The organism is Roseomonas elaeocarpi (genome assembly GCF_042433915.1).
GTDB lineage: Bacteria > Pseudomonadota > Alphaproteobacteria > Acetobacterales > Acetobacteraceae > Roseomonas > Roseomonas elaeocarpi.
In genome coordinates this window covers 105,727-126,747 of sequence record NZ_JBHLUN010000009.1, presented here as the reverse complement: position 1 = coordinate 126,747, position 21,021 = coordinate 105,727, and the positions used below count along the sequence as shown (strand labels likewise).

Sequence of the window (21,021 nt, the reverse complement as noted above, 5' to 3'; positions counted from 1 at the left end):
ATCTCCAGGACATCTTCCCGTGTTTCGTTTTCGTCCGTTCCTCCTTGCCGTCGCGCTCGGCCTCGCCGCCACCGGCGGCGTGCCGGCCGCCCGTGCGGCGGAGGGCTACGACAGCCTGCGGCATTTCCCGGTGAGCCGCTTCACCGAGGGCTCGACGCCCCGCGACAACAGCAACACCGGTTCCTCGGCCGTGCGCGGCGGACCTCGCTACGGCATGGCGGTGAGCCGCTTCACGCCCGGCTCGACGCCGCGCGACAACAGCGGCGCCGGTTCCTCGGCCGTGCGTGGCGGGCCGCGCTACGCGATGGCGGTGAGCCGCTTCACCCCGGGCTCGACGCCCACCGACAACACCGATGCCGGCTCCTCGGCGCGGGGCGGCTTCGGCACGGGGCCCTTCGGCCAGGGGATCGACGATGTCGGGCGGTGACAGGTGGGGCGGCGACGGGCCGGGCGTTGCCGGCCACCCCTTTCGGGGCGGCGAAGCCGGGTGGGGTTAGGCACCGATCCTCGTGGGGATCAGACCGGTGCCCCCGACTTCGCCGCGCCGATCAAGCGGTGCGGAATTGGGGGTTCCGACGCACCGCTGGGACGCCACAGGGATGTCCAGGCAGGAGGGGACGTTGCGGGGGGAGCTCTGCGGCGCGTCGGGGCGAGGCGTCGGGGTCGCCTGCCTCGGTGACGTGCGGCTGGGCTCCGGCCTCGTGCCGGCATCGGAGCAGTCCGGCCGGGCGGCTTGGACGGCTAGGGGCCGGGGCGACGACACAGAGCACAACGAGTTCCTGCCTTAACGGACCTTCCCTGGGGCAGAACGGTCTTACGATCTCGTGAGGATTCGCGGAAAGCACGCTACGGTTGAAATGCGGCAAGTGAGCCGCACTGTTGCCGTTATGCCTCAGTTCCCGTGAGGCGGGGGTCGGGGGCCGCCAGCGCGGCGAGCTCCGCCCGCAGTTCCTCGATGCCGGTGCCGTCCTCACTGCTGGTGGTGACCACCACCGGGTGGGCGGCGGCGCGTTCGCGCACGAAGCCGGCCACTTCCTCCTGCCGCTTGCGCAGCCAGTAGGGCTTGGCGCTGTCGGCCTTGGTCAGCACGATCTGGAAGGGCACCGCGGCCTCGCCCAGCAGGTCCATGGCCGCGAGGTCGGAAGCCTTGGTCTCGATCCGTGCGTCGAGCATCAGCACCACGCGCATCAGATTGGGGCGGCCGCGCAGGTAGTCGAACATCAGCCCCTGCCAGTCTTCCTTCACCTGCTTGGCGGCCTGGGCGTAGCCGTAGCCCGGCATGTCCACCAGGGTCAGGCGACCGCGCCCTTCCTCGCCGAGTTCGAAGAAGTTCAGCTGCTTGGTGCGGCCGGGCGTGTTGCTGACGCGCGCCAGCGTCTTCTGCCCGGTCAGCGCGTTGACCAGCGACGACTTGCCGACGTTGGAGCGGCCGCAGAAGGCGACCTCCGGCAGGGTGAAGGCCGGAAGCTGGTCGATGCGCTGCGAGGCGTAGGTGAAGCGGCAGGGCCGGGCAAAGAGCAGCCGCCCTGCCTCGAGCCAGGCCCGGCGTTCCGCCGCATCGGCCGGACCGCCCAGGAGTTCCGGGGCGGGTGGCGGCGCTTCCACGACGGGTGCCGGGCGCGGGGGCGGCGCCGGACGTGGGGCGGGCTTCGCCGGCGGGGTTGCCATGTCGTCCGCGTCGTCCTCGGCCCAGGTCGCCGCGCCGGAGGAAGCCATCCGGTCCGGCGACGTCAGGGCTTCCGGCGAGGAGTCCGGCCGGTTTGCTCCCGCGCCAGCGCCCTGCCCCGGCCGCTGGCCGCGCGGCCCCGGGCGGGCGCCGGCGGCCTTGCCGCGGGAAGGAGGGCCACCGCGGCCCTTCGCTCCGCCCCTGGTGCTCACGTGCTGGGGATCGCCTTCTGCGCCCGGCGCTGGGCGCGGTCGTGGCGGCTGATCCAGGCCTGCTGGATCACGGTGAGCAGGTTGTTCCAGCTCCAGTAGATCACCAGGCCCGCCGGGTAGCTGGCCAGCATGAAGGTGAAGATCAGCGGCATCCAGGTGAACAGCTTGGCCTGCACCGGGTCGGGCGGCGCCGGGTTCAGCTTCTGCTGCGCGAACATGGTGAAGCCCATCACGATCGCCCAGGCCGGCATGTGCAGCATCTGCGGCGGATCCCAGGGGATCAGGCCGAAGAGGGTGAACAGGTTGGTCGGGTCGGGCGCCGACAGGTCGTGGATCCAGCCGAAGAAGGGCGCGTGGCGCATCTCGATGGTGACGTAGAGCACCTTGTAGAGCGCGAAGAAGACCGGGATCTGGATCAGCAGCGGCAGACAGCCGGAGGCGGGGTTCACCTTCTCCGTCTTGTAGAGCGCCATGGTCTCCTGCTGCTGGCGCGCCGGATCGTCCTTATACTTGGCGCGGATCTCCTGCATCTTCGGCGCCAGGTTCTTCATGCGCGCCATCGCCTTGTAGGACTTGTTGGCGAGCGGGAAGAACAGCGCCTTGAGGCAGATCGTGAAGATCATGATCGCCACGCCGAAGTTGCCCACCAGCCCGAACAGCCAGTCCAGCGCGTAGAAGAAGGGCTTGGTCAGGAAGTAGAACCAGCCGAAGTCCACCGCCTTGTCGAAGTCGGGGATGCCGAGGTTGTCGCGGTAGGCATCCAGCGTCTTCACCTCCTTGGCGCCCGCGAAGAGGCGGGTGGCGAAGCTGGCATTGGCGCCCGGCGCGACGGTCAGCGGCGCGGTGGTGGAGAAGTCGACCTGGTAGCGGTCGTCGGAACCCGCGGGCGAGCCGGGGGGCGCGGCCTCGGCGCCGGTGGCGGTGCTGTGGCGGAAGGTGGCGCGGTCGGCGGCGTCCTGCTTCACGGGCGCCAGCGCGGCCAGCCAGTACTTGTCGGTGAAGCCGGCCCAGCCGCCGTTCGAGTCCTCGGTGAAGGCCACGCCCTGCGCCTTGTTGGCGGCGTCCTTGCCGGCGGCCCACTTCACTTCCTGCAGCCGGCCGCCGAGCACGCCGACGTAGCCCTCGTGCAGCAGGTAGGAGCTGGCGGTCTGGGGCGTGTGCTCGCGCCGCACGCGGCTCCAGGGCAGGAGCTGCACCGGGGCAGCGCCGTTGTTGATCACGCGCTGCTCGGCGGTGAACATGAAGCGGTCGTCCACCGACACCACCAGCTCGAACACCTGGCCCTGGCCGTTGTCCCAGCGCAGCGTCACCGGGGTGGAGGGCGTCAGCGATCCGGTGCCCTCGCGCGTCCAGTCGGTGTCCGGGCCGGGCACGGGAGTGCTGTCGGCCGCGGTCCAGCCCCACTGCGCGTAATAGGGCGCGGGCTCGCCGCGGGGCGCGAACATCCGCACCTGCGGCGAATCCGGCGCCACGGTTTCGCGGTAGTTGCGCAGCACCAGGTCGTCGAGGCGGGCGCCGCGCAGGTTCAGGCTGCCCGACAGGCTCGCGGTCTGGATCGGCAGGTGCTCGGCCGGGTTGCGCGGCGGCGGGGCATTGGCCGGCGTCGGCGCGGGCGAGGCGACGCCGGGCGGCAGCGGCTGGGTCGGCGCCTCGCGGGCCTGTTCCTGCTGCTGTCGCTGCTGCTGGACGCCGGGGCGGTTCCAGAGCTCGAAGCCCAGCAGGATGGCGATCGAGATCGTGATCGCGACGAGCAGACGCTTGTTGTCCATGGGTTCAACCGTTCTCGCGGGCGGCAACAGCAGGTGGGACAGGGTCCCAGCCGCCCGGGTTCCAGGGGTGGCAGCGGAGGATGCGCCGGGCGCTCAGCCAGGCACCGCGGGCGGCGCCGTGCGTGCGAAGGGCCTCCAGCGCGTAGTCGCTGCAATGGGGATGGAAGCGGCAGTGGCTGCCGATCAGGGGGCGCAGCCCGTAGCGGTAGCCGTGGACGCCGGCGGTCAGCACGGCGGCGGCAGGCGTCAGGGGCTCGCGCGGCGGGGGCCGGTGCAGCGGGGCGGCGGTCACGATTCGGCCCTCCCCCCTCCGGCCGAAGTGGCGACGGGTGCCGTGACAACGGCCTCCGTGCCGGGGGACGCGCTGGTGGCGGGCGCCGGCAGCGGACCGGCGCCGGATGGCGCGGCGTCGGGCGATCGGTCGTGGGATGTCACGCGGCTGGCCGGGGGCATGTCGGCTCGCGGTGCCCGCTCCTCGCCAGCGCGCTCGCGCGCGGTGCCGTCCCCGGACGCGGTCACACCAGCGGCGGCCACACCGGGCGCCGTCACCCCGGCCTGGCGCAGCGCGCCGCGCAGGTCGCCCAGCAGCGTGTTCCAGGGGCGCGTGATCGCGCCGTCGCGCGCCACCAGCACGAGGTCCCAGCCCCGCGGCGCCTGTTCGGGCGCGGAGCCGTGCAGCATCTCGTGCGCGGCCGCGCGCAGCCGCCGCTTGGCCCGGTTACGGACCACGGCGTTGCCGAGCTTCTTGGTGGCGGTGAAGCCGACGCGCAGCGGCGCGCCGGTGTCGCCCAGAGCCTGCAGGAGCAGGCCCGGCCGTGCCGCGCGCTTGCCTTGTCCGGCGACGCGAAGGAACTCGCGCCGGCGCTTCAGGCGCGGCAGGGCCATGGTGGTGTTGCCGTGCGCCGTCCGCTCAGGCGGACAAGCGCTTGCGGCCCTTGGCACGGCGGTTGGCCAGGACCTTGCGGCCGCCCACGGTCTCGAGACGGGCGCGGAAGCCGTGCCGGCGCTTCCGGACGAGCTTGGAGGGCTGATAGGTACGCTTCACGGCTCAGGGCTCCGTCAGAAAATCAGTATGTGCCGGGGATTTCACCCGTGCGCGCCACCGGTGCCGGTCGGGCCGGGCATGGCGTCGCGCATGACAGGGGGCGCCGAACGGGGTTCGACGCGGTGGGGCGCTGTATAGGAACGGTGCGGCGTGCTCGTCAATCACGCAGGCGGCCCCCGGGGGCGTTCCGGCGCGGTTTCGGGCGATTCCTAGCCGTTGGCCGGGTACGGGCGATGACGTTTCGCCCCCGCGCCGCCATAACGGGGGCCATGCCCGATACCGACATCGCCGTGATCGGCGCCGGCAGCGCCGGTCTCGCCACCGCCCTCCTTGCCGCGGCGCTCGGCCGCAAGGTCACGCTGTTCGAGCGTGACGAGCCCGGCGGCCGCCGCCTCCATGAACGTCTTCCCGCCGAAGCCCTCGCCGCCTGCGCCCGACGCGCGGCCGCGGTGCGCGAGGGCGGGCGCTTCGGCGTGGCGGCGGCGGACCTGCGGATCGACTGGGCCGCCGTGCGCCGGCACGGGCGCGACACGGCGGACGCGCTGCGCCCGGAATCCGGCTTCGCCCGGCTGCGCGCCATGGGCGTCGAGGTCGTGCCGGCCGCCGCGCATTTCGCCTCGCCGGAGGAGGTGGAAGCCGGGGGCCGCCGCTGGCGCTTCCGGCGCTGCGTGGTGGCCACGGGCTCGCAGCCCGCGCTTCCGGCGGGGCTGCTGGGGCTGGCGGAGGTCGCGGCGCTGACGCCCGCCACGCTGCACCACCTGTCCGACCCGCCCGGTCACCTGCTGGTGCTGGGCGGCACCGAGGACGCGGTGGCGGCGGCCGAGGCGCATGCGCTGCTGGGCTGCCTGGTGACGCTGGTGGTGCCCGGCGGCGCGCTGCTGCCGGACCACGATGCGGAGGCCGTGTCGCTGCTGCGCGAATCGCTGGAACGGGCCGGGGTCGCGGTGATCGAGGGCGAGGCCGTGCGGGTCGAGCGCCGCCCCGTTCCCGCCACGGCGGGAGCATCGCCGGCGGGAGGCATGGCCGCTTCGGGAGCGTCGCTGGTGGGCGACGAGGCGGTGCGGGCCGCCGAGGTCGAGCTGCTGCTGGCCGACGGGCGCCGCGTCGCCGGCACGCACCTGCTGCTGGCTGTCGGGCGGGTGCCCAGGCTGGTGCCGCTGGACCTCGCGGCGGCGGGGATGGAGGCCGGCGCGGCGGGCCTGCGCTGCGACCGCCGGCTGCGGGTGCCGGGCAACCGCCGGGTCTGGGTGGCGGGCAGCGTGGCCGATCCGCAGGGCACGGGGCCGCGCCTGGACGCGGCGGAGGATCACGCGGGGCAGATCCTGCGCGGCATGCTGTGGCGCCTGCCGGGCGGACGGCCCGCGGCGCCGGCGCGGCTGGTCGGCACGCGGGCGGAGCTGCTGCAGATCGGCGAGACCGAGGCGGCGGCGCGGGGGCGGTCCGACGCGGTGCGGGTGCAGCGCCTGGGCCTGGGCGACAACGGTCGTGCGGTGGCGGGCGGCGCCGGCCCCGGGCTGGTGAAGCTGGTCACCGGGCCGGGCGGTCGGCTGCTCGGCGCCACGGTGCTGGCACCGGACGCGGGCGAGATGGCGGGGATGTTCTCGGCGCTGCTGGGCCAGCGGCTCGGACGCCTGGCCTCCCTGCCCTTGCCGCCCGAAGCCGTCGCGCGGGCGGCGCGGCGCGCGGCGGTGGAATTCCACGCGCCGATGCTGCGCGAACCCTGGCTGCGGCGCTGGACAGGTTTCGCGCGGTTCCTGCCTTGACGCGCGGCGCCGGCCTGCAGGGGCGGGCCGGCCCTGCCCCGCCACGGGGCCAGGCGTCTCCGTTGATGTTTACCGGGAACCGGCCGGGCGCCAGCCTCAATCGTTGGCCTGGCGCAAGGCTTCGCAAACGGCCTCGGTGACCTCCTTCGTGGTCGCCCTGCCGCCGAGATCCGGCGTGTGCAGCGCGGGATCGGCCGTCACCTTCTCCACCGCACGCATCAACCGCTCCGCCGCCGGCTTCTCGCCGAGGTGCTCCAGCATCATCGCCGCGGTCCAGAAGGTGGCGACCGGATTGGCGATGCCCTTGCCGGTGATGTCGAAGGCCGAGCCGTGGATCGGCTCGAACATGGAGGGCGCGTCGCGCTCGGGGTTGATGTTGGCCGTGGGCGCGATGCCGAGCGACCCGGCCAGCGCCGCCGCGAGGTCCGACAGGATGTCGGCGTGCAGGTTGGTGGCGACGATGGTGTCCAGGCTCTCGGGCTTGATGACCATGCGCATGGTCATGGCGTCCACCAGCATCTTGTCCCAGGTCACGTCCGGGAACTCGGCGGCCACCTCGGCCGCGATCTCGTCCCACATCACCATGGCGTGCCGCTGGGCGTTGCTCTTGGTCACCACGGTCAGCAGCTTGCGCGGCCGGCCCTGCGCCAGCCTGAAGGCGTAGCGCATGATGCGCTGCACGCCCGCGCGGGTCATCAGCGACACGTCCTGGGCGGCCTCGATCGGCAGGCCCTTGTGGACGCGGCCGCCGACGCCGGAATACTCGCCTTCCGAGTTCTCGCGCACGATCACCCAGTCCAGCTCCGGTCCGGATACGTTGCGCAGCGGGCTGGTGATGCCGGGCAGGATGCGCGTCGGCCGGACGTTGGCGTACTGGTCGAGCGGCTGGCAGATGGCCAGGCGCAGGCCCCAGAGGGTGACGTGGTCGGGAATGTCCGGAGCGCCCACGGCGCCGAACAGGATCGCGTCGAAGGCGCGGAGCTGGTCGGCGCCGTCGGCCGGCATCATCACGCCGTGCCGGCGGTAGTAGTCCGAGCCCCAGTCGAAGTCCTGGAACTCGAGGGCGAAGCCGCGGTCACGTTCGGCACAGGCCTTGAGCGCCTGGACGCCGGCCTCGACCACCTCGGGGCCGATCCCGTCGCCGCCCATCGAAGCGATTTTATAGGTGCGCACCTGTGTCTCCTTGTCTCGGTGGAAGCGCCGCGTCGTGCCGGTCACCCGGCTCCGGGCCGGCACCGTTGCGACCATGCCGGGGGGGGGCACCCGGATCGGGGCGCCGGCATGTCAGGCCCGGAAGTCAGGCTTCAGTCGGCGTAAACACCGGCCGCCTGGATGATCGGCCGCCATTTCGCGACCTCCTGCGCCAGGAACTGCCGGTGGAAGGCCGGCGTCGCCTGTTCCGGTGGCGCCACCTCCGTCACCAGCTCCGCGAAGCGGGCGCGCAGGCGGTCCTCGCGCAATGCGGCACGGAGTGCGGTGGAAAGGCGCTCCTGTACCGCCTGAGGCGTGGCGGCGGGGACGTAGAGGCCGTGCCACGTGCTCATCACGATGCTCGGCTGGCCTGCCTCGGCCGTGGTGGGCAGGTCCAGCCCCGGCACCCGCTGGTCGAGCGTAACGGCGTAGCTCCGGATGCGATTGTCGCGGATGAACGGGGCCGTATTGGTCGCCTGGTCGCAGAAGACGTCGATGCGCCCCGCCATCATCTCCGTCAGCACGGGCGCGGAGCCACGGAAGGCAACCGTGGTCAGGCTTTTCTGCGCCGCGTACTGCATGAGGATGCCGCAAAGGTGGTTCGCGCCGCCCACCCCGGCATGCGCGAGGGTCAGCCGGTCCCCTTGCCGCCGGATCTCTGCCATCAGCCCGGCGAGGTCGCTCGCCGGGAAGTCCGGCCGGGCCACGATCGTCATGGCGGCATTGGACACGAGGCCCAGCGGCGCGAAGGATTTTTCCACGTCGTAGGGCAGGTTGCGGTACAGCGTGGCGGAGGTCGCGTGGCCGATGTGGTGGGCCAGGATCGTGTAGCCATCCGGCCGGGCGTTCGCCACGCGCGCCGCGGCGATGGTGCCGCCGGCCCCCGTCACGTTCTCCACCACCACCGGCTGACCGAGGTCCTTCGCCATGCCCTCGGCAACCAGCCGGTTGATGACGTCGGTCGGACCGCCGGCCGCGAACGGAACGATGATGGTGACCGCGCGGGTCGGGAACGGCGTTTGTGCCTGCACGGTCGGGGCGGCCAGCACCAAGGGCAGGACAGCCAGAAAACTGCGACGTTTCATGCGGAGATTCCCCCTTTCTTCTTGTTCTGTTGAGCGAAGTCACACCCGGCGCCTGGCGCTCGTCCTTCCGGCTTCGTTGCGATGCGGTCCTTCTGGTGACGTCTGCAGCGTGCCGTTGCCGCCGGAGCGCCCGGTTGAACGCCGTTTCGCAGGATGTCCCGGCGCCGCCGAGTAATCCACCTTCGTCCTCCTGTTCGCCGGAGGAAAAGCAGGTCGGAGAGCGTGATCAGGCCTGTGGCCTGTCTGCTTGCGGATCCCTCCAGGTCTGGGCGGTGCCTCCGCCCGCGGCCGAGCACGACCGATCAGGCCGGCCTCAGCGGCCGCCACGATGCCATCAGCCGAAGACGGCGCCGCGTCCGGCCCGTGACCATGAGCATCTTCCGAGCCCTCTTCCGGATGCACCGGCGGAGGGCAAAAACGATTTTCGGCTCCCGCTCGGGCTCCGGAAAGCAGAACCATCCCCTCCGGCGCCGATCTTTGCACGCCACGGCTACTGCGGATCGTGGTGCGTCGCGGCGAAGATGGGGCGCATGAACCAGACGCCGCCCGGGTCCGCCCGACGCTCCTTCCTGCTCGCCTCGGCGGGCCTCCTGTCCGCCGCAGCACTGGCCCGGCCGCACCTCGCGCGGGCCGCGGCGCCGCCGCTGCGCGTGGCCAATCAGAAGGGCGGGCTGCGCTCGCTGCTGGAGGCTTCGGGCGAGGCCGCGAAGCTGAGCTTCCCGATCGAGTGGAGCGAGTTCCCGGCGGCGGCTCCGCTGCTGGAAGCGCTGTCGGCCGAGGCGGTGGACGTGGGCACCATGGGCGACCTGGCCTTTCTGGGCGTCTTCGCCTCGGGCGCGCCGGTGCGGGCCTATGCCGCCACCCGGGCCGATCCGCGCTCGCAGGCGATCCTGGTGCGGGGCGACTCCGCGGCGCGCGGGCTGGCGGACCTGCGCGGCAGGAAGGTCGCGGCCAATCGCGGCGGCTGGGGGCAGTTCCTGCTGCTCGCGGCGGCGGAGCGGGCGGGGCTGCCGCTGGATGCCGTGGAGCCCGCAGCACTCGGGCCGGCCGAGGCGGCGCTGGCCTTCCGCTCCGGCTCGGTGGACGGCTGGGCCATCTGGGAGCCCTACGTGTCGATCGAGGTGGCGCAGTTCGGGGCCCGGGTGATCGAGGACGGCACCGGCATCACGCCCACCGTGAGCTTCCTGGCGGCGCACCAGCGTCCCTTGCGGGAGCGGCGGGACCAGCTGGCGGAGCTGCTGCGGGCGCAGCAGGCGGGCTGGCGCTGGGCGGCCGGGAACGTCGATGCCTATGCCGCGGCCAATGCGCGGCTGACGCGGCTGCCCGAGGCGCCGGTGCAGGCGGCCTTTCGCAGGCAGGCGACGCGGGCGATCCCGATCGACGCCGCCGTGGTGGCGGAGCTGCAGGCGGCGGCCGACCGCGCCGCGCGCTACGGCGTGATCCGGCAGCGGATCGCCGTGGCGGATGCGCTGGACACCGGCTTCAGCCTGGCCGCCGGCTGAGGCGCGGGGCCGGACGGGGCAGAAGGGCACACGGCGTCCGGCTTCTCAGCGCGCGACCCAGCGGAGTTGCGGCGCCTGCCCGTGGCGCAGCAGCACGAAGGCGTTCTGCCCGAAGCGCCGGGCCAGCACGGCGCCCCGCCGGGCGTCGAGGGGCAGGAGGCGCTGCGCCTCCTGCCAGCGCCCAGTGCCGGAACAGCCCGCGAGGGTCGGAACGCGGTGTGTCGCGTCCGCCAGCCGTCGCGCGGCGCGGCGGTTCCAGCCGGGCGCGCGGCGTCGACTGGCGGGGTTGTCGGCGGTCAGCAGCACGGCCTCCCGCACGCGCAGGGCACGCAGCAGCGCCGCGGCGGCCGGGTCGCGCCGACCGATGCGCAGCACCACCGGGCCAGCGGGGCCGTCCACGCGATAGGGCGTGCGGCGATAGGCGGGCTCCAGCGTCGCGCGGCGGGTGGTCAACGGTGCAGCGCCACGACGGCCCCGTTCCCGTATCCCGCCGCGCCGGCCGCCGCGCCCATGCGTCCCCTCCTCCGTTGCAACCTTGCCCGTCGCGGCGCGTCGAACCCCGTGGCCGAGGAGGCGACCCATGAAGCTTTACCGTGCGCAGCATACCTGCGCGATCGGCATCCACGTCGTGCTGGAAGAGATCGGTGCTCCCTACACCACCGAGGAACTGCCGGTGGCGGCGCTGTCGGAGCCGGCGTTCCGGCGCATCAACCCCAAGGGCAAGGTTCCGACCGTTGAGCGCGACGACGGCTCGGTGCTGACGGAATACGGCGCCATCGCGACCTGGCTGGCCCGCCAGCACCCGGAGGCCGGGCTGCTGCCTGAGGACCCGGAGGCCGAGGCGCGGATGCGGGAGGCCATGGATTACGCCGTGGGCACGCTGCACGCCCAGGGCTTCGGCCGCATCTTCATGCCGGCGAAGTTCGAGCCGCCGGACCTCGTGCACAAAGCCGGGCTCGGCGCCTCGTCGGTCAAGGCGCTGGGGCGGGAGATGGTGGAGCAGGGTTTCGCCATCCTCGATGCCGGGCTGGCCGGCCGGGAATGGGTGGCGGGGGACCGCTACAGCATCGGCGACTCGGCGCTGTTCTACTGCGAGCGCTGGGCGCCGCAGGTCGGGATCGAGCTGCCCGCCAACCTCGCCGCGCATTTCGAGCGGATGAAGGCGCGGCCCGCGGTGCGCCGTGTGCTGGAGGTCTGGGGCGAGGCGCCCTGAGGCAGGCTCACCCGTCTGGCCCGCGGCGACCTGGTTCACCCGATCGGTTCGAGGTGGCCCGGTTCAGCCGACCTTGCTGCCGAACGGTTCACACGACCGGAGCAACGCGCGGCGGGCGGAGGCGGGCGGGGTTGCCGACCGCGACGCCGCCGGCAGGCACGTCGCGCGTGACCACGCTGCCGGCGCCGATGATGGCGTCGTCGCCCACCGTGACACCCGGCAGGATCAGTGCGCCCGCGCCGATCCAGACATTGGCGCCGATGCGGATCGGCTGGCCGAACTCCAGCATTGCGCGCCGCTGCGCCGGGTCGCGCGGATGATCGGCAGTGAGGATCTGCACGCCTGGGCCGATCTGGGTGCCGTCGCCGATCGTGACCGCGACCACATCGAGGATGCAGCAGTTGAAGTTGAGGAACACGCCGCGGCCGAGACGGATGTTGTAGCCGTAGTCGCAGTGGAAGGGCGGGCGGATGTTGCAGTTCGCGCCGACGCTGCCGAAGGCTTCCTCCAGCAGCGCCTGACGCTCGGCCTGCGTCAGCGTGTTGGTGCGGTTGTAGCGGTCCATCCATTCCGAGATGCGGCGGTTGTCGGCCGCGAGCTCGGGATCGTCGGCGGTGTAGAGCTCGCCGGCCAGCATCCGCTGCTTCTGGCTTCGCATGGTCATGCCTTCTTCCTCGCGCGGCCCCTGCCCTGCCGGACGCGGCGCCCGGGGCTGCCGTTTCGCGCAGGGTGGCCGTGACACCCGGCCGATGCGTACATATGTACACATAGCCTGGGGCACAAGTCACGGCCTCTGCCATCCTGGCTCTCGATCAACCGGGGGAACCTGCGTGCCCGCTGCCCAGCGACGCCACGATCCGGATCGCCGCGCCCGGATCGTCGCGGCCACGCTTGACGTGATCGCCGAATTCGGGGTCGCGGGAACGACGCACCGGCGGGTCGCCGCCGCGGCGGACGTGCCGCTGGGCTCGATGACCTATCATTTCAGCGGCATGGACGCCCTGCTGACGGAGGCCTTCACCCTGCTCGCCGACACGGTCTCGGCGCGGTTCACGGAGCGGCTGGCGGCGGCCACCGGCCCCGAGGAGGCCTGCGAGGCAGTGGTGGATATCGTGATGGGCGAAGGCTGGGCGACGCCGCGCAACATGCTGCTCACCTACGAGCTCTACGCCTTTGCCGCGCGCAGGCCCGCGCTGCAGGACGTGATGCGCGGCTGGATGCGCAAGAGCCGCGTGGCGCTTGAGCAGCACTTCCCGCCGCACACGGCCAGGGTGCTCGACGCCATGATCGAGGGGCTGTCGATCCACCGCTCGGTGGATGCGCGGCCGGCGGACCGGGAGGAGGTCCGCTCCGTCGTTCGCCGGCTGGTGGGCTGAGATACCGGCGCGGGCCGGGTGGCGGGACCGCCGTCGGGTCGGCGCCCGGCGGAGTGTGCCCCGCCCCGTACTCAGTCCAGCTGCAGCAGCACGCCCTTGAGGTAGGCGCTCTCGGGCAGCGCCGGGTGGACCGGGTGGTCGGGCCCGGCGCCGTGAATGCCCAGGATGCGGCCGTCGCGGCGGGCGCGTCGCATGCCCTCGATCACGGCGTCGGTGAACTCGCCGGTGCCGACGTGGTGCGAGCAGGAGGCGATGAACAGGAAGCCGCCGGGTGAGACCAGCGCCGCCGAAAGGCGCGCCAGGCGGGCATAGGCGCGGATCGCGGCGTCGTGGTCCTTGCGCGACTTGGCAAAGGCCGGCGGGTCCGACACCACGACGCCGAAGCTGCGGTTCTGGTCCCGCAGGCGCGCCAGCACCTCCATCGCGTCGCCGCGCAGGAACTCCACCCGGTCGATCAGCCCGTTGGCTTCGGCGGTGCGGCGCGCGGTGTCGAGCGCGTGCTCGGAACGGTCCAGCAGCGTCACGCGCTCCGCCCCTGCCCGCGCCGCCTGGAGGCCGAAGCCGCCGGTATGGGTAAAGGCGTCCAGCACCGTCTGCCCCGCCGCCAGCGCCGCGACGCGGGCGCGGTTGGGCCGCTGGTCGTAGAACCAGCCGGTCTTCTGCCCGGCATCCGGGTCCACGGTGAAGCGGACGCCGCCTTCCTCGATCGTGGCCGAAGCGTCCTGGCCATGGAGGAGCCGGCTTTCCAGCGGCAGTCCTTCCAGGGCGCGGACGCAGCTGTCGTTGCGCGCCACCACGGCGCGCAGCGGGATGAGGTCGAGAAGCGCCGCCAGGATTTCCGACGTCGCCGCTTCCATGCCGGCGGTGTTGGCCTGAAGCGTGGCGACCTCGCCATGGCGGTCGATCACCAGGCCCGGCAGCCCGTCGGCCTCGGCGTGGACCAGGCGGTAATAGGGCGCGTCGCGCAGTTTTTCGCGCAGCCGCAGCGCCGCGGCGAGGCGGGCGCGCCAGAAACCGCGGTCGATGACGGCTACCGGGTCGGGCGAGAGGCGGCGGGCGGCGATCAGGGAATGCGGGTTGAAGTGGAAGGTGCCGAAGCGGGTGCCGTCATCGCCCTCGAGCCGCACCACGCTGCCGGGCGGCAGGGCGCGCGCGGCGGCGGTCATGTTGATCTCGTTGGAAAAGGCCCAGGGGTGGCCGGCGCGCAGGCGGCGGTCGCGGCCGGGCTGAAGGCGCAGGGTCGGGCAGCGGCCCTCCGGGCGGGAGGCGGCGGCCGTGTCGGCTTGGGGATCGGTCATGGGGCGGCGGACCATGCCGGTGCGGGCGCGCGGTGGCAATGTGCGCGCGCGCAACGCTGGTGCCGGCGCCGCGTGAAGGGTGCGGGCGCCCTGTCCCCGGTGCCCTGCCCTGCGACGCGGCCCCAGTGATCTGGCTCCTGTGAGTTGGCCCCTGTGAGTTGGCCCCAGCGACTTGGCGCCTGTGATCTGGCGCCCGTGAGTCGGCGTCTGCCACCTGAGCCCTGCGACCTGGCCTTCGTGCTCCGGCCATCACGGCCTGGCACCCCCGCGCGGTGTTCCGCCCGGTGTCCCCGCCTGCTGCCTCAGGGGTGCTGGCGGTGGCCGGAAACGCCCTGCCTCAGCTGCCCACCCAGCGCGCCACCAGGTAGGCCACGCCCGCCGCCAGACCGCCGATCAGCGCCGTCTGCAGCGCACTGCGAAGCGGCGGCATCCCGATCGCCCGCGCCTTGAGCCAGCCGAAGCCCAGCAGCGCCAGCCCGGTGAGGACGCAGGACAGTTGCAGCGCCGCGTGCGTGTCGGCCAGCAGCACGTAGGGCAGCAGCGGCACGAGGCCGCCCGCCACGTAAGCGCCGCCGATCGTCACCGCCGAGCGCGGCGCCTCCGCAGGGTCGGGGGCGCTGAGCTCCAGCTCGTGGCGCATCATGAAGTCGATCCAGCGTTCCCGGTCGGCGCAGATCGCGTCGGTGGCCTGTTGCAGCGCCGGGCCGCGCAGCCCGTCGCGGTGAAACACGGCCATGACCTCCCAGCGCTCGCGCTCCGGGTAGAGGACGGTTTCCTCCGCCTCGCGGCGGCGCTCGTTGCGGTAGTGGTCGAGTTCGGTGCGGGCGGCGAGGAAGCCGCCCAGGCCCATCGCCACGCAGCCCGCCGCGATCTCGGCCAGGCCGGCGGTGACGATCACCGCGTTGGCGGCCACCGCGCCGGACAGCCCGGCCGCCAGCGCGAAGGGCACCGTCAGCCCGTCGGCGGTGCCGATCACGAGGTCACGCACGGTCTGCGAGGCGGTGAAGTGTTCTTCCCCGTGCGGGGGTCCGGCCGGCATCGGCGGCAGGGAATCAGGGTCGGCGAGAACGGCGTCCATGCGGCGCAGCCTAGGCGCCGCCGCCGGCGTCGCCCAACCCCAAAACAGCGTTACCGCTTTGTTTTCGCTATTGATAATGACTTTGCGTCGCCGTCGCAACCGCGGCGGCGTCGGACGGGCCCGGCGCGAGGGATGGCCCGGTCGGGTTGGCGAGGCGCCCGCGCGCCTTTATGAGGGGCGGCGTCGGAGAACCCTGCCTTGGCCACTGCTGAACCAGATTCCGGGGCGCCCGCGCCGCCGAACCCCTCCCTCGCGGCACAGGCCGCCATCCTGGCGCAACCCGCCACGGCACAGCGGCGGATGGCCGATGCCATCCGGGTGCTGGCGATCGACGCGGTGGAAAAGGCCAAGTCCGGCCATCCCGGCATGCCGATGGGCATGGCCGACGTGGCGACGGTGCTGTGGACCCGCTTCCTGAAGATGGATGCCGACGACCCGCGCTGGGCCGATCGCGACCGTTTCATCCTGTCGGCCGGCCACGGCTCCATGCTGATGTACGCGCTGCTGCACCTCACGGGTCAGGCGGGCATGGGCATCGAGGAGATCAAGCGCTTCCGGCAGCTGCACTCGCCCGCCGCCGGCCACCCCGAATACGGCGAGCATCCGGGCATCGAGATGACCACCGGGCCGCTGGGCCAGGGCATCTCGACGGCCGTGGGCTTCGCCATGGCGGAGCGGATGATGGCGGCGCGCTTCGGCAAGTCGCTGGTGGACCACCGCACCTGGGTGATCGCCTCGGACGGCGACCTGCAGGAAGGCATCAGCCACGAGGCCTCGTCGCTGGCGGCGCACCTGAAGCTGAACAAGCTCTGCGTGCTGTGGGATGACAACCACATCTCGATCGACGGCGACACGGCGGTGTCCTTCACCGAGGACGTGCTGGCCCGCTACCGCGCCTATGGCTGGGCGACGCGGCGCATCAACGGCCACGACCACGAGGAGATCGCCTCGGCGCTGAGCTGGGCGCAGAAGTCGCGCAAGCCGGTGATCATCGCCTGCCGCACCATCATCGGCTTCTCGGCGCCCAAGAAGGCCGGCACCGCCGCCAGCCACGGCGCGGCGCTGGGACCGGACGAGGCCTCGGCCGCCAAGTCGGCGCTGGGCTGGAACCACGCGCCCTTCGAGATCCCGGAAGGGATCAAGGGCGAGTGGGAGGCGGCCGGGCGCCGCGATGCCGGCACGCGCCGTTCCTGGCTCAAGCGGCTGGCCAAGCACCCGCAGCGCGACGAGTTCGAGCGCGCCGTGGCGGGCCGCCTGCCGGAAGGCTGGCAGGAAAGCTTCGCCGCCTACAAGGCCAAGGTCGCCGAGGACAAGCCCAAGATCGCCAGCCGCATCGCCTCGCAGCGCGCGCTGGAGGTGCTGGTGCCCGCGATCCCGGAAATGGTGGGCGGATCGGCCGACCTGACCGGGTCCAACAACACCAACGTCAAGGGCATCCCCTCGATCAACCCGGACAACTTCGCCGGGCGCTACGTGCATTACGGCATCCGCGAGCACGGCATGGCGGCGGCGATGAATGGCATGGCGCTGCACGGCGGCGTCATCCCGTATTCGGGCACCTTCCTGGTGTTCGCCGATTACCTGCGGCCGTCGCTGCGGCTGGCGGCGCTGATGGGCATCCGCGCCATCCACGTGCTGACGCATGACAGCATCGGGCTGGGCGAGGACGGGCCGACGCACCAGCCGGTGGAAACGCTGGCCTCGCTGCGCGCCATTCCGAACCTGTGCACCTTCCGCCCAGCCGACACGCTGGAAACCGCGGAATGCTGGGAGATCGCGGTGCGGCGCCAGGACGGGCCGAGCGTGCTGGCGCTGAGTCGGCAGAACCTGCCCGCGCTGCGCGACGATGCGGGCGAGAACCGCTCCGCCCGCGGCGGCTACGTGATCCGCGAGGCTTCCGCCGAGCGGAAGGCCACGATTATCGCCACGGGGTCCGAGGTGCATATCGCGGTGGCCGCGGCCGAGACGCTGGAGGCCGAGGGAATTCCCGTGGCCGTCGTGTCGATGCCGTGCTGGGAGCTGTTCGCGCTGCAGGACGTGCAGCACCAGCAGGCCGTGCTGGGCACCGCGCCGCGCGTCGGCGTGGAAGCGGCGCTGCGCTTCGGCTGGGACCGCTGGATCGGCGCTGACGGGATTTTCATCGGAATGCAGGGCTTCGGCGCTAGCGCGCCGGCGGAACAACTGTATCCCCATTTCGGCATCACCGCGGACGCCATCGCTGCGGCCGTGCGCAAGTCCATTTCGTAACAAGAGCGAAGGAAGGGTCTACGCCATGGCCGTGAAGGTTGCCATCAACGGGTTCGGGCGCATCGGGCGCCTGGTTCTGCGCGCCGCCTGCGAGAGCGCGCGCGACGACGTCGAGTTCGTCGCGATCAACGACCTCGGCTCGGTCGAGGCGAACGCGCACCTGTTCCGCTACGACAGCGTCCATGGCCGCTTCCCCGGCGAGGTGATCGTCGAGGGTGACAGCATCACCATCAAGGCCCATGGCAAGACCTGGGGCCCCATCAAGGTGACGGCCGAGCGCGACCCGACCAAGCTCCAGTGGCAGGGCGTGGACGTGGCGGCCGAGTGCACCGGCATCTTCACCGCGCGCGAGAAGGCGCAGGTCCTGCTGGGCACGGGTGCGCGCAAGGTGCTGATCTCGGCGCCGGGCGAGAACTCCGACAAGACCGTCGTGTACGGCGTCAACCACGAGACGCTGACGGCCGAGGACAAGATCGTGTCCAACGCGTCCTGCACCACCAACTGCCTCGCGCCGGTCGCCAAGATCCTGCACGAGAAGTTCGGCATCCTGCGCGGCTACATGGTCACCATCCACGCCTATACGGGCGATCAGAACACCGTGGACACGCTGCACAAGGACCTGCACCGCGCCCGCGCCGCCGCCGTTTCCGCCATCCCGACCTCGACCGGTGCGGCCAAGGCCGTCGGCCTCGTGCTGCCGGAGCTGAAGGGCAAGCTGGACGGCACCGCCATCCGCATCCCGACGCCGAACGTGTCGCTCGTCAGCCTCGACTTCGTGCCGGCCAAGACCGACGGCCTGACCAAGGAGGCGATCAACGCGGTGATGAAGGAGGCCTCCGAGAGCGGGCCGCTGAAGGGCATCCTCGGCTACAACACGGCGCCGCTGGTCTCGATCGACTTCAACCACGACCCGCATTCCTCGACCTTCGACGCCACGCAGACGCAGGTGGTCGATGGCGGGCTGGTCCGGGTGATGAGCTGGTACGACAACGAGTGGGGCTTCTCCAACCGGATGAGCGACACCGCGGCCTACTACGGCAAGCTGTAAGGAACGACGCGCATGGCCGCTTTCCGCACGCTCGACGATCTCGCCGACCCGCGTGGGAAGCGGGTGCTGGTTCGCGCCGACCTGAACCTGCCGGTTCGGGACGGCGTGATCACCGACATGACGCGCATCGAGCGGCTGGTGCCGACGGTGCGCGAGCTGTCGGACAAGGGGGCGCGGGTGATCCTGTGCTCCCACTTCGACCGGCCCAAGGGCAAGGTCGTGCCGTCCATGTCGCTGCGGCCGATGGCGGACGCGCTGAGCAAGGCGCTGAACAAGCCGGTGGCCTTTGCCGACGACTGCGTGGGCCCGGTGGCCGAGGCAGCGGTGGCGAAGCTCTCCGATGGTGAGGTGCTGCTGCTGGAGAACACCCGCTTCCACGCGGGTGAGGAAAAGAACGACCCGGCGCTGGCGCAGGCGCTGGCGAAGCTGGCCGACGTCTACGTCAACGACGCGTTTTCCGCGGCCCACCGCGCGCACGCCTCGACCGAGGGCGTGGCGAAGCTGATCCCGGCCTATGCCGGGCGGCTGATGCAGGAGGAGCTGCAGGCCCTCGACGCGGCACTAGGCAATCCGGCGCGGCCGGTGGTGGCGATCGTGGGCGGGTCCAAGGTGTCCACCAAGCTCGACCTGCTGGGCAACCTGTCGCGGAAGGTCGACGTGCTGGTGATCGGCGGCGCCATGGCCAATACCTTCCTGGCGGCGCAGGGCCATTCCGTCGGCAAGTCGCTGCAGGAAGCCGAGATGCACGACACGGCGCGGCAGATCCTGCGGGACGCCGCGGCGGCGAACTGCGAGATCCTGCTGCCGAGCGACCTCGTGGTGTCGCCGCGCTTCGAGGCGAACCCGCCCACCAAGACGGTGCGGGTCGACGCGGTGCCGGACGACATGATGGCGCTCGACGTCGGGCCTGACACGGTGGAGGCGATCGAGGGCAAGCTTCGGCAGGCCTCGACGCTGGTGTGGAACGGGCCGCTGGGCGCCTTCGAGACGCCGCCCTTCGACACCGCGACCGTGGCGGTGGCGCAGAGCGTCGCGGCGCTGGGCGACAGCGCGGGCCTCAAGAGCATCGGCGGCGGCGGCGACACGGTGTCGGCGCTGCGCCACGCCGGCGTGTCGGAGCGCATGACCTACGTGTCCTCAGCCGGCGGCGCCTTCCTGGAATGGCTGGAAGGCAAGACCCTGCCGGGCGTGGCGGCGCTGGAAACGCACTGAGGCGCAACCGCTTCGGGTGATCGGGGCCGCGGCGGGGACACCTGCCACGGCCTTTTTCGTGCCCGCCCGCGACGGGGCAGCACGATGGGAGCGTTCAGCCGCCGCGACGCGCCGGGCGCGCTACTTCGCCGGCCAGGACGCCGTGTCGCCCAGGAGGCGGATCGGCCGGCCATCGAGGAAATGGAGGATGTTCTCCACCGTCTGGCCGTACATCTGGCGATAGTTCTCGCGCGACACGTAGCCGATATGCGAGGTCGCCGTGACCTTGCCCATGGTGCGGAACGGGTGGACGGCGGGCAGCGGCTCGGCATCGAAGACGTCGAGGGCGGCGCCGGCCAGCCGGTCCTCGCGCAGCGCGGCGATTAGCGCGGCCTCCTCCACGATCGGCCCGCGCGAGGTGTTCACTAGGATCGCGTCGGGCTTCATCAGCGCGAGCTCCGCGGCGCCGATCAGCCCTCGCGTACGCTCCGACAGCACGAGGTGGATGCTGACGATGTCGCTGCGTCGCAGCAGGTCTTCCTTGGGGACCCAGGTGGCGCCGTGCTCGGCCGCGCGATCGGGCGTCAGGTTCTGGCTCCAGGCCAGGACATCCATGCCGAAGGCGCGGGCGTAGCGGGCCATGGCCTGGCCGATCTTGCCCAGGCCCAGCAGGCCCAGCGTCCTGCCCGACAGTTCCCGCCCCACCGAAACCTGCCAGCCGCCGGAGCGGAACGAGGCGAACTCGGCCGGCAGATGGCGGGCGGCCGATTGCAGCAGCGCCCAGGCGAGCTCCGGCGTGGCCGTGCTCGCGCCGCCGGTGCCGCACACCGTGACGCCGCGCTCGCGCGCCGCGTCGAGGTCGATGGCGGCGTTGCGGGCGCCGGTGGTGGCGATCAGCCGCAGCCGCGGCAGGGCTTCGATGGTGGCGCGGTCGAAGGGCGTGCGCTCGCGCATCGCGACCACCGCGTCGAAGGGTGCCAGCCGCGTGAGCGTGGTTTCCGGCTTGGTGGCGGGGCCGGTGAAGACGGTGATGTCCGCCCTGCCCCGCAGCGCGCCCCAGTCGGCGGCGGTGCTGGCGACGTCCTGGTAGTCATCGAGGATCGCGAGGCGGAAGCCCGGCTTGCTGGCACTCATAGCGTGACTCCGGAGGACACGGATTCTGCGGATGATCTTGGCACAGGATGCCCGCGCCGCCAGGGCTGGCTTCGCTGCGGCAATGGGCTGCACGGCATGGTTGCGGAACCGCGTTGCAGCACGATGTGCGCGACCCCCGCAATTGGTTTCGCCTCGCGGCCGCAACATCGTCCGCTCCCGCTCTCGTGATTGGCGGGTTCGGG

General features: G+C 72.2%; 19 protein-coding genes and 1 pseudogene. 8 read left to right on the top strand and 12 right to left on the bottom strand.

What is annotated here, in order from left to right; all coding sequences use genetic code 11:
- Positions 1 to 19: 19 nt before the first annotated feature.
- Positions 20 to 427: a hypothetical protein gene (locus ACFFGY_RS14230; RefSeq protein WP_377045156.1), complete on the top strand. Its 408-nt coding sequence runs from the start codon at positions 20 to 22 to the stop codon at positions 425 to 427.
- A gap of 458 nt (positions 428 to 885) precedes the next feature.
- On the opposite strand, the gene yihA is transcribed toward ACFFGY_RS14230, so the two are convergent.
- The 5 genes and pseudogenes from yihA to rpmH form a co-directional block, all read right to left on the bottom strand.
- Positions 886 to 1,716, bottom strand: a complete 831-nt coding sequence (gene yihA / locus ACFFGY_RS14225; RefSeq protein WP_377045155.1) for a ribosome biogenesis GTP-binding protein YihA/YsxC — start codon at positions 1,714 to 1,716, stop codon at positions 886 to 888.
- A gap of 158 nt (positions 1,717 to 1,874) precedes the next feature.
- Positions 1,875 to 3,647, bottom strand: coding sequence for a membrane protein insertase YidC (gene yidC / locus ACFFGY_RS14220; protein ID WP_377045154.1), 1,773 nt, complete (start codon positions 3,645 to 3,647; stop codon positions 1,875 to 1,877).
- Between the two features lie 4 nt (positions 3,648 to 3,651).
- Positions 3,652 to 3,897 carry a membrane protein insertion efficiency factor YidD gene (gene yidD / locus ACFFGY_RS14215; RefSeq protein ID WP_377045242.1) on the bottom strand — a complete coding sequence of 82 codons (246 nt, stop codon included), beginning with the start codon at positions 3,895 to 3,897 and terminating at the stop codon, positions 3,652 to 3,654.
- A 296-nt stretch (positions 3,898 to 4,193) separates the two neighbouring features.
- Positions 4,194 to 4,532 (bottom strand): annotated as a pseudogene (gene rnpA, locus ACFFGY_RS14210) (ribonuclease P protein component); the annotation flags it as partial.
- A 25-nt stretch (positions 4,533 to 4,557) separates the two neighbouring features.
- Positions 4,558 to 4,692, bottom strand: a complete 135-nt coding sequence (gene rpmH / locus ACFFGY_RS14205; RefSeq protein ID WP_376092366.1) for a 50S ribosomal protein L34 — start codon at positions 4,690 to 4,692, stop codon at positions 4,558 to 4,560.
- 269 nt (positions 4,693 to 4,961) lie between these two features.
- Here rpmH and ACFFGY_RS14200 point away from each other — a divergent pair, with 269 nt between their 5' ends.
- Positions 4,962 to 6,455 carry an FAD-dependent oxidoreductase gene (locus ACFFGY_RS14200; protein WP_377045153.1) on the top strand — a complete coding sequence of 498 codons (1,494 nt, stop codon included), beginning with the start codon at positions 4,962 to 4,964 and terminating at the stop codon, positions 6,453 to 6,455.
- 96 nt (positions 6,456 to 6,551) lie between these two features.
- Here the strand turns inward: ACFFGY_RS14200 and ACFFGY_RS14195 are convergent, their stop codons facing one another.
- Positions 6,552 to 7,628, bottom strand: a complete 1,077-nt coding sequence (locus tag ACFFGY_RS14195; protein WP_377045152.1) for a tartrate dehydrogenase — start codon at positions 7,626 to 7,628, stop codon at positions 6,552 to 6,554.
- Positions 7,629 to 7,759: 131 nt separating this feature from the next.
- On the bottom strand, positions 7,760 to 8,731 hold the full coding sequence (locus ACFFGY_RS14190) for a tripartite tricarboxylate transporter substrate-binding protein (protein ID WP_377045151.1): 972 nt from the start codon (positions 8,729 to 8,731) through the stop codon (positions 7,760 to 7,762).
- Between the two features lie 530 nt (positions 8,732 to 9,261).
- Here ACFFGY_RS14190 and ACFFGY_RS14185 point away from each other — a divergent pair.
- A complete protein-coding gene (locus ACFFGY_RS14185; protein WP_377045150.1) occupies positions 9,262 to 10,233 on the top strand; it encodes an aliphatic sulfonate ABC transporter substrate-binding protein in 972 nt (323 codons plus the stop codon).
- A 45-nt stretch (positions 10,234 to 10,278) separates the two neighbouring features.
- Here ACFFGY_RS14185 and ACFFGY_RS14180 read toward each other — a convergent pair whose 3' ends face one another.
- Positions 10,279 to 10,686: a DUF3293 domain-containing protein gene (locus ACFFGY_RS14180; RefSeq protein WP_377045149.1), complete on the bottom strand. Its 408-nt coding sequence runs from the start codon at positions 10,684 to 10,686 to the stop codon at positions 10,279 to 10,281.
- Positions 10,687 to 10,813: 127 nt separating this feature from the next.
- Between ACFFGY_RS14180 and ACFFGY_RS14175 the strand changes: the two genes are divergently transcribed.
- A complete protein-coding gene (locus ACFFGY_RS14175; RefSeq protein WP_377045148.1) occupies positions 10,814 to 11,446 on the top strand; it encodes a glutathione S-transferase family protein in 633 nt (210 codons plus the stop codon).
- 88 nt (positions 11,447 to 11,534) lie between these two features.
- Here ACFFGY_RS14175 and ACFFGY_RS14170 read toward each other — a convergent pair whose 3' ends face one another.
- Positions 11,535 to 12,110, bottom strand: a complete 576-nt coding sequence (locus tag ACFFGY_RS14170) for a sugar O-acetyltransferase (RefSeq protein WP_377045147.1) — start codon at positions 12,108 to 12,110, stop codon at positions 11,535 to 11,537.
- Between the two features lie 166 nt (positions 12,111 to 12,276).
- On the opposite strand from ACFFGY_RS14170, the gene ACFFGY_RS14165 reads away from it, so the two are divergent.
- Entirely contained in the window at positions 12,277 to 12,822 is a 546-nt protein-coding gene (locus ACFFGY_RS14165) for a TetR/AcrR family transcriptional regulator (RefSeq protein WP_377045146.1), read from the top strand.
- A gap of 71 nt (positions 12,823 to 12,893) precedes the next feature.
- Here the strand turns inward: ACFFGY_RS14165 and ACFFGY_RS14160 are convergent, their stop codons facing one another.
- A complete protein-coding gene (locus ACFFGY_RS14160) occupies positions 12,894 to 14,120 on the bottom strand; it encodes a class I SAM-dependent rRNA methyltransferase (protein ID WP_377045145.1) in 1,227 nt (408 codons plus the stop codon).
- 337 nt (positions 14,121 to 14,457) lie between these two features.
- Positions 14,458 to 15,198 (bottom strand): VIT1/CCC1 transporter family protein, encoded by a 741-nt coding sequence (locus ACFFGY_RS14155; protein ID WP_377045144.1) that lies wholly within the window; start codon positions 15,196 to 15,198, stop codon positions 14,458 to 14,460.
- Between the two features lie 300 nt (positions 15,199 to 15,498).
- Here ACFFGY_RS14155 and tkt point away from each other — a divergent pair, with 300 nt between their 5' ends.
- Genes tkt through ACFFGY_RS14140 form a run of 3 tightly spaced genes read left to right on the top strand, consistent with a single transcriptional unit; the run spans position 15,499 to position 19,705 of the window.
- On the top strand, positions 15,499 to 17,445 hold the full coding sequence (gene tkt, locus ACFFGY_RS14150; protein ID WP_377045143.1) for a transketolase: 1,947 nt from the start codon (positions 15,499 to 15,501) through the stop codon (positions 17,443 to 17,445).
- A 25-nt stretch (positions 17,446 to 17,470) separates the two neighbouring features.
- Positions 17,471 to 18,493, top strand: coding sequence for a type I glyceraldehyde-3-phosphate dehydrogenase (gap, locus tag ACFFGY_RS14145; RefSeq protein WP_377045142.1), 1,023 nt, complete (start codon positions 17,471 to 17,473; stop codon positions 18,491 to 18,493).
- A 12-nt stretch (positions 18,494 to 18,505) separates the two neighbouring features.
- Positions 18,506 to 19,705, top strand: coding sequence for a phosphoglycerate kinase (locus ACFFGY_RS14140; RefSeq protein ID WP_377045141.1), 1,200 nt, complete (start codon positions 18,506 to 18,508; stop codon positions 19,703 to 19,705).
- 120 nt (positions 19,706 to 19,825) lie between these two features.
- Here ACFFGY_RS14140 and ACFFGY_RS14135 read toward each other — a convergent pair whose 3' ends face one another.
- Complete coding sequence (locus tag ACFFGY_RS14135) at positions 19,826 to 20,818, bottom strand: D-2-hydroxyacid dehydrogenase family protein (RefSeq protein WP_377045140.1); 993 nt, start codon at positions 20,816 to 20,818, stop codon at positions 19,826 to 19,828.
- Between the last annotated feature and the right edge of the window lie 203 nt (positions 20,819 to 21,021).

Coding starts and splice junctions, on each gene's coding strand:
- yihA (WP_377045155.1), bottom strand. CDS start 1,716: ATGGCTTCCTCCGGCGCGGCGACCTGGGCCGAGGACGACGCGGACGAC.
- yidC (WP_377045154.1), bottom strand. CDS start 3,647: ATGGACAACAAGCGTCTGCTCGTCGCGATCACGATCTCGATCGCCATC.
- ACFFGY_RS14200 (WP_377045153.1), top strand. CDS start 4,962: ATGCCCGATACCGACATCGCCGTGATCGGCGCCGGCAGCGCCGGTCTC.
- ACFFGY_RS14190 (WP_377045151.1), bottom strand. CDS start 8,731: ATGAAACGTCGCAGTTTTCTGGCTGTCCTGCCCTTGGTGCTGGCCGCC.
- ACFFGY_RS14185 (WP_377045150.1), top strand. CDS start 9,262: ATGAACCAGACGCCGCCCGGGTCCGCCCGACGCTCCTTCCTGCTCGCC.
- ACFFGY_RS14175 (WP_377045148.1), top strand. CDS start 10,814: ATGAAGCTTTACCGTGCGCAGCATACCTGCGCGATCGGCATCCACGTC.
- ACFFGY_RS14170 (WP_377045147.1), bottom strand. CDS start 12,110: ATGACCATGCGAAGCCAGAAGCAGCGGATGCTGGCCGGCGAGCTCTAC.
- ACFFGY_RS14160 (WP_377045145.1), bottom strand. CDS start 14,120: ATGACCGATCCCCAAGCCGACACGGCCGCCGCCTCCCGCCCGGAGGGC.
- ACFFGY_RS14155 (WP_377045144.1), bottom strand. CDS start 15,198: ATGGACGCCGTTCTCGCCGACCCTGATTCCCTGCCGCCGATGCCGGCC.
- tkt (WP_377045143.1), top strand. CDS start 15,499: ATGGCCGATGCCATCCGGGTGCTGGCGATCGACGCGGTGGAAAAGGCC.
- gap (WP_377045142.1), top strand. CDS start 17,471: ATGGCCGTGAAGGTTGCCATCAACGGGTTCGGGCGCATCGGGCGCCTG.
- ACFFGY_RS14140 (WP_377045141.1), top strand. CDS start 18,506: ATGGCCGCTTTCCGCACGCTCGACGATCTCGCCGACCCGCGTGGGAAG.
- ACFFGY_RS14135 (WP_377045140.1), bottom strand. CDS start 20,818: ATGAGTGCCAGCAAGCCGGGCTTCCGCCTCGCGATCCTCGATGACTAC.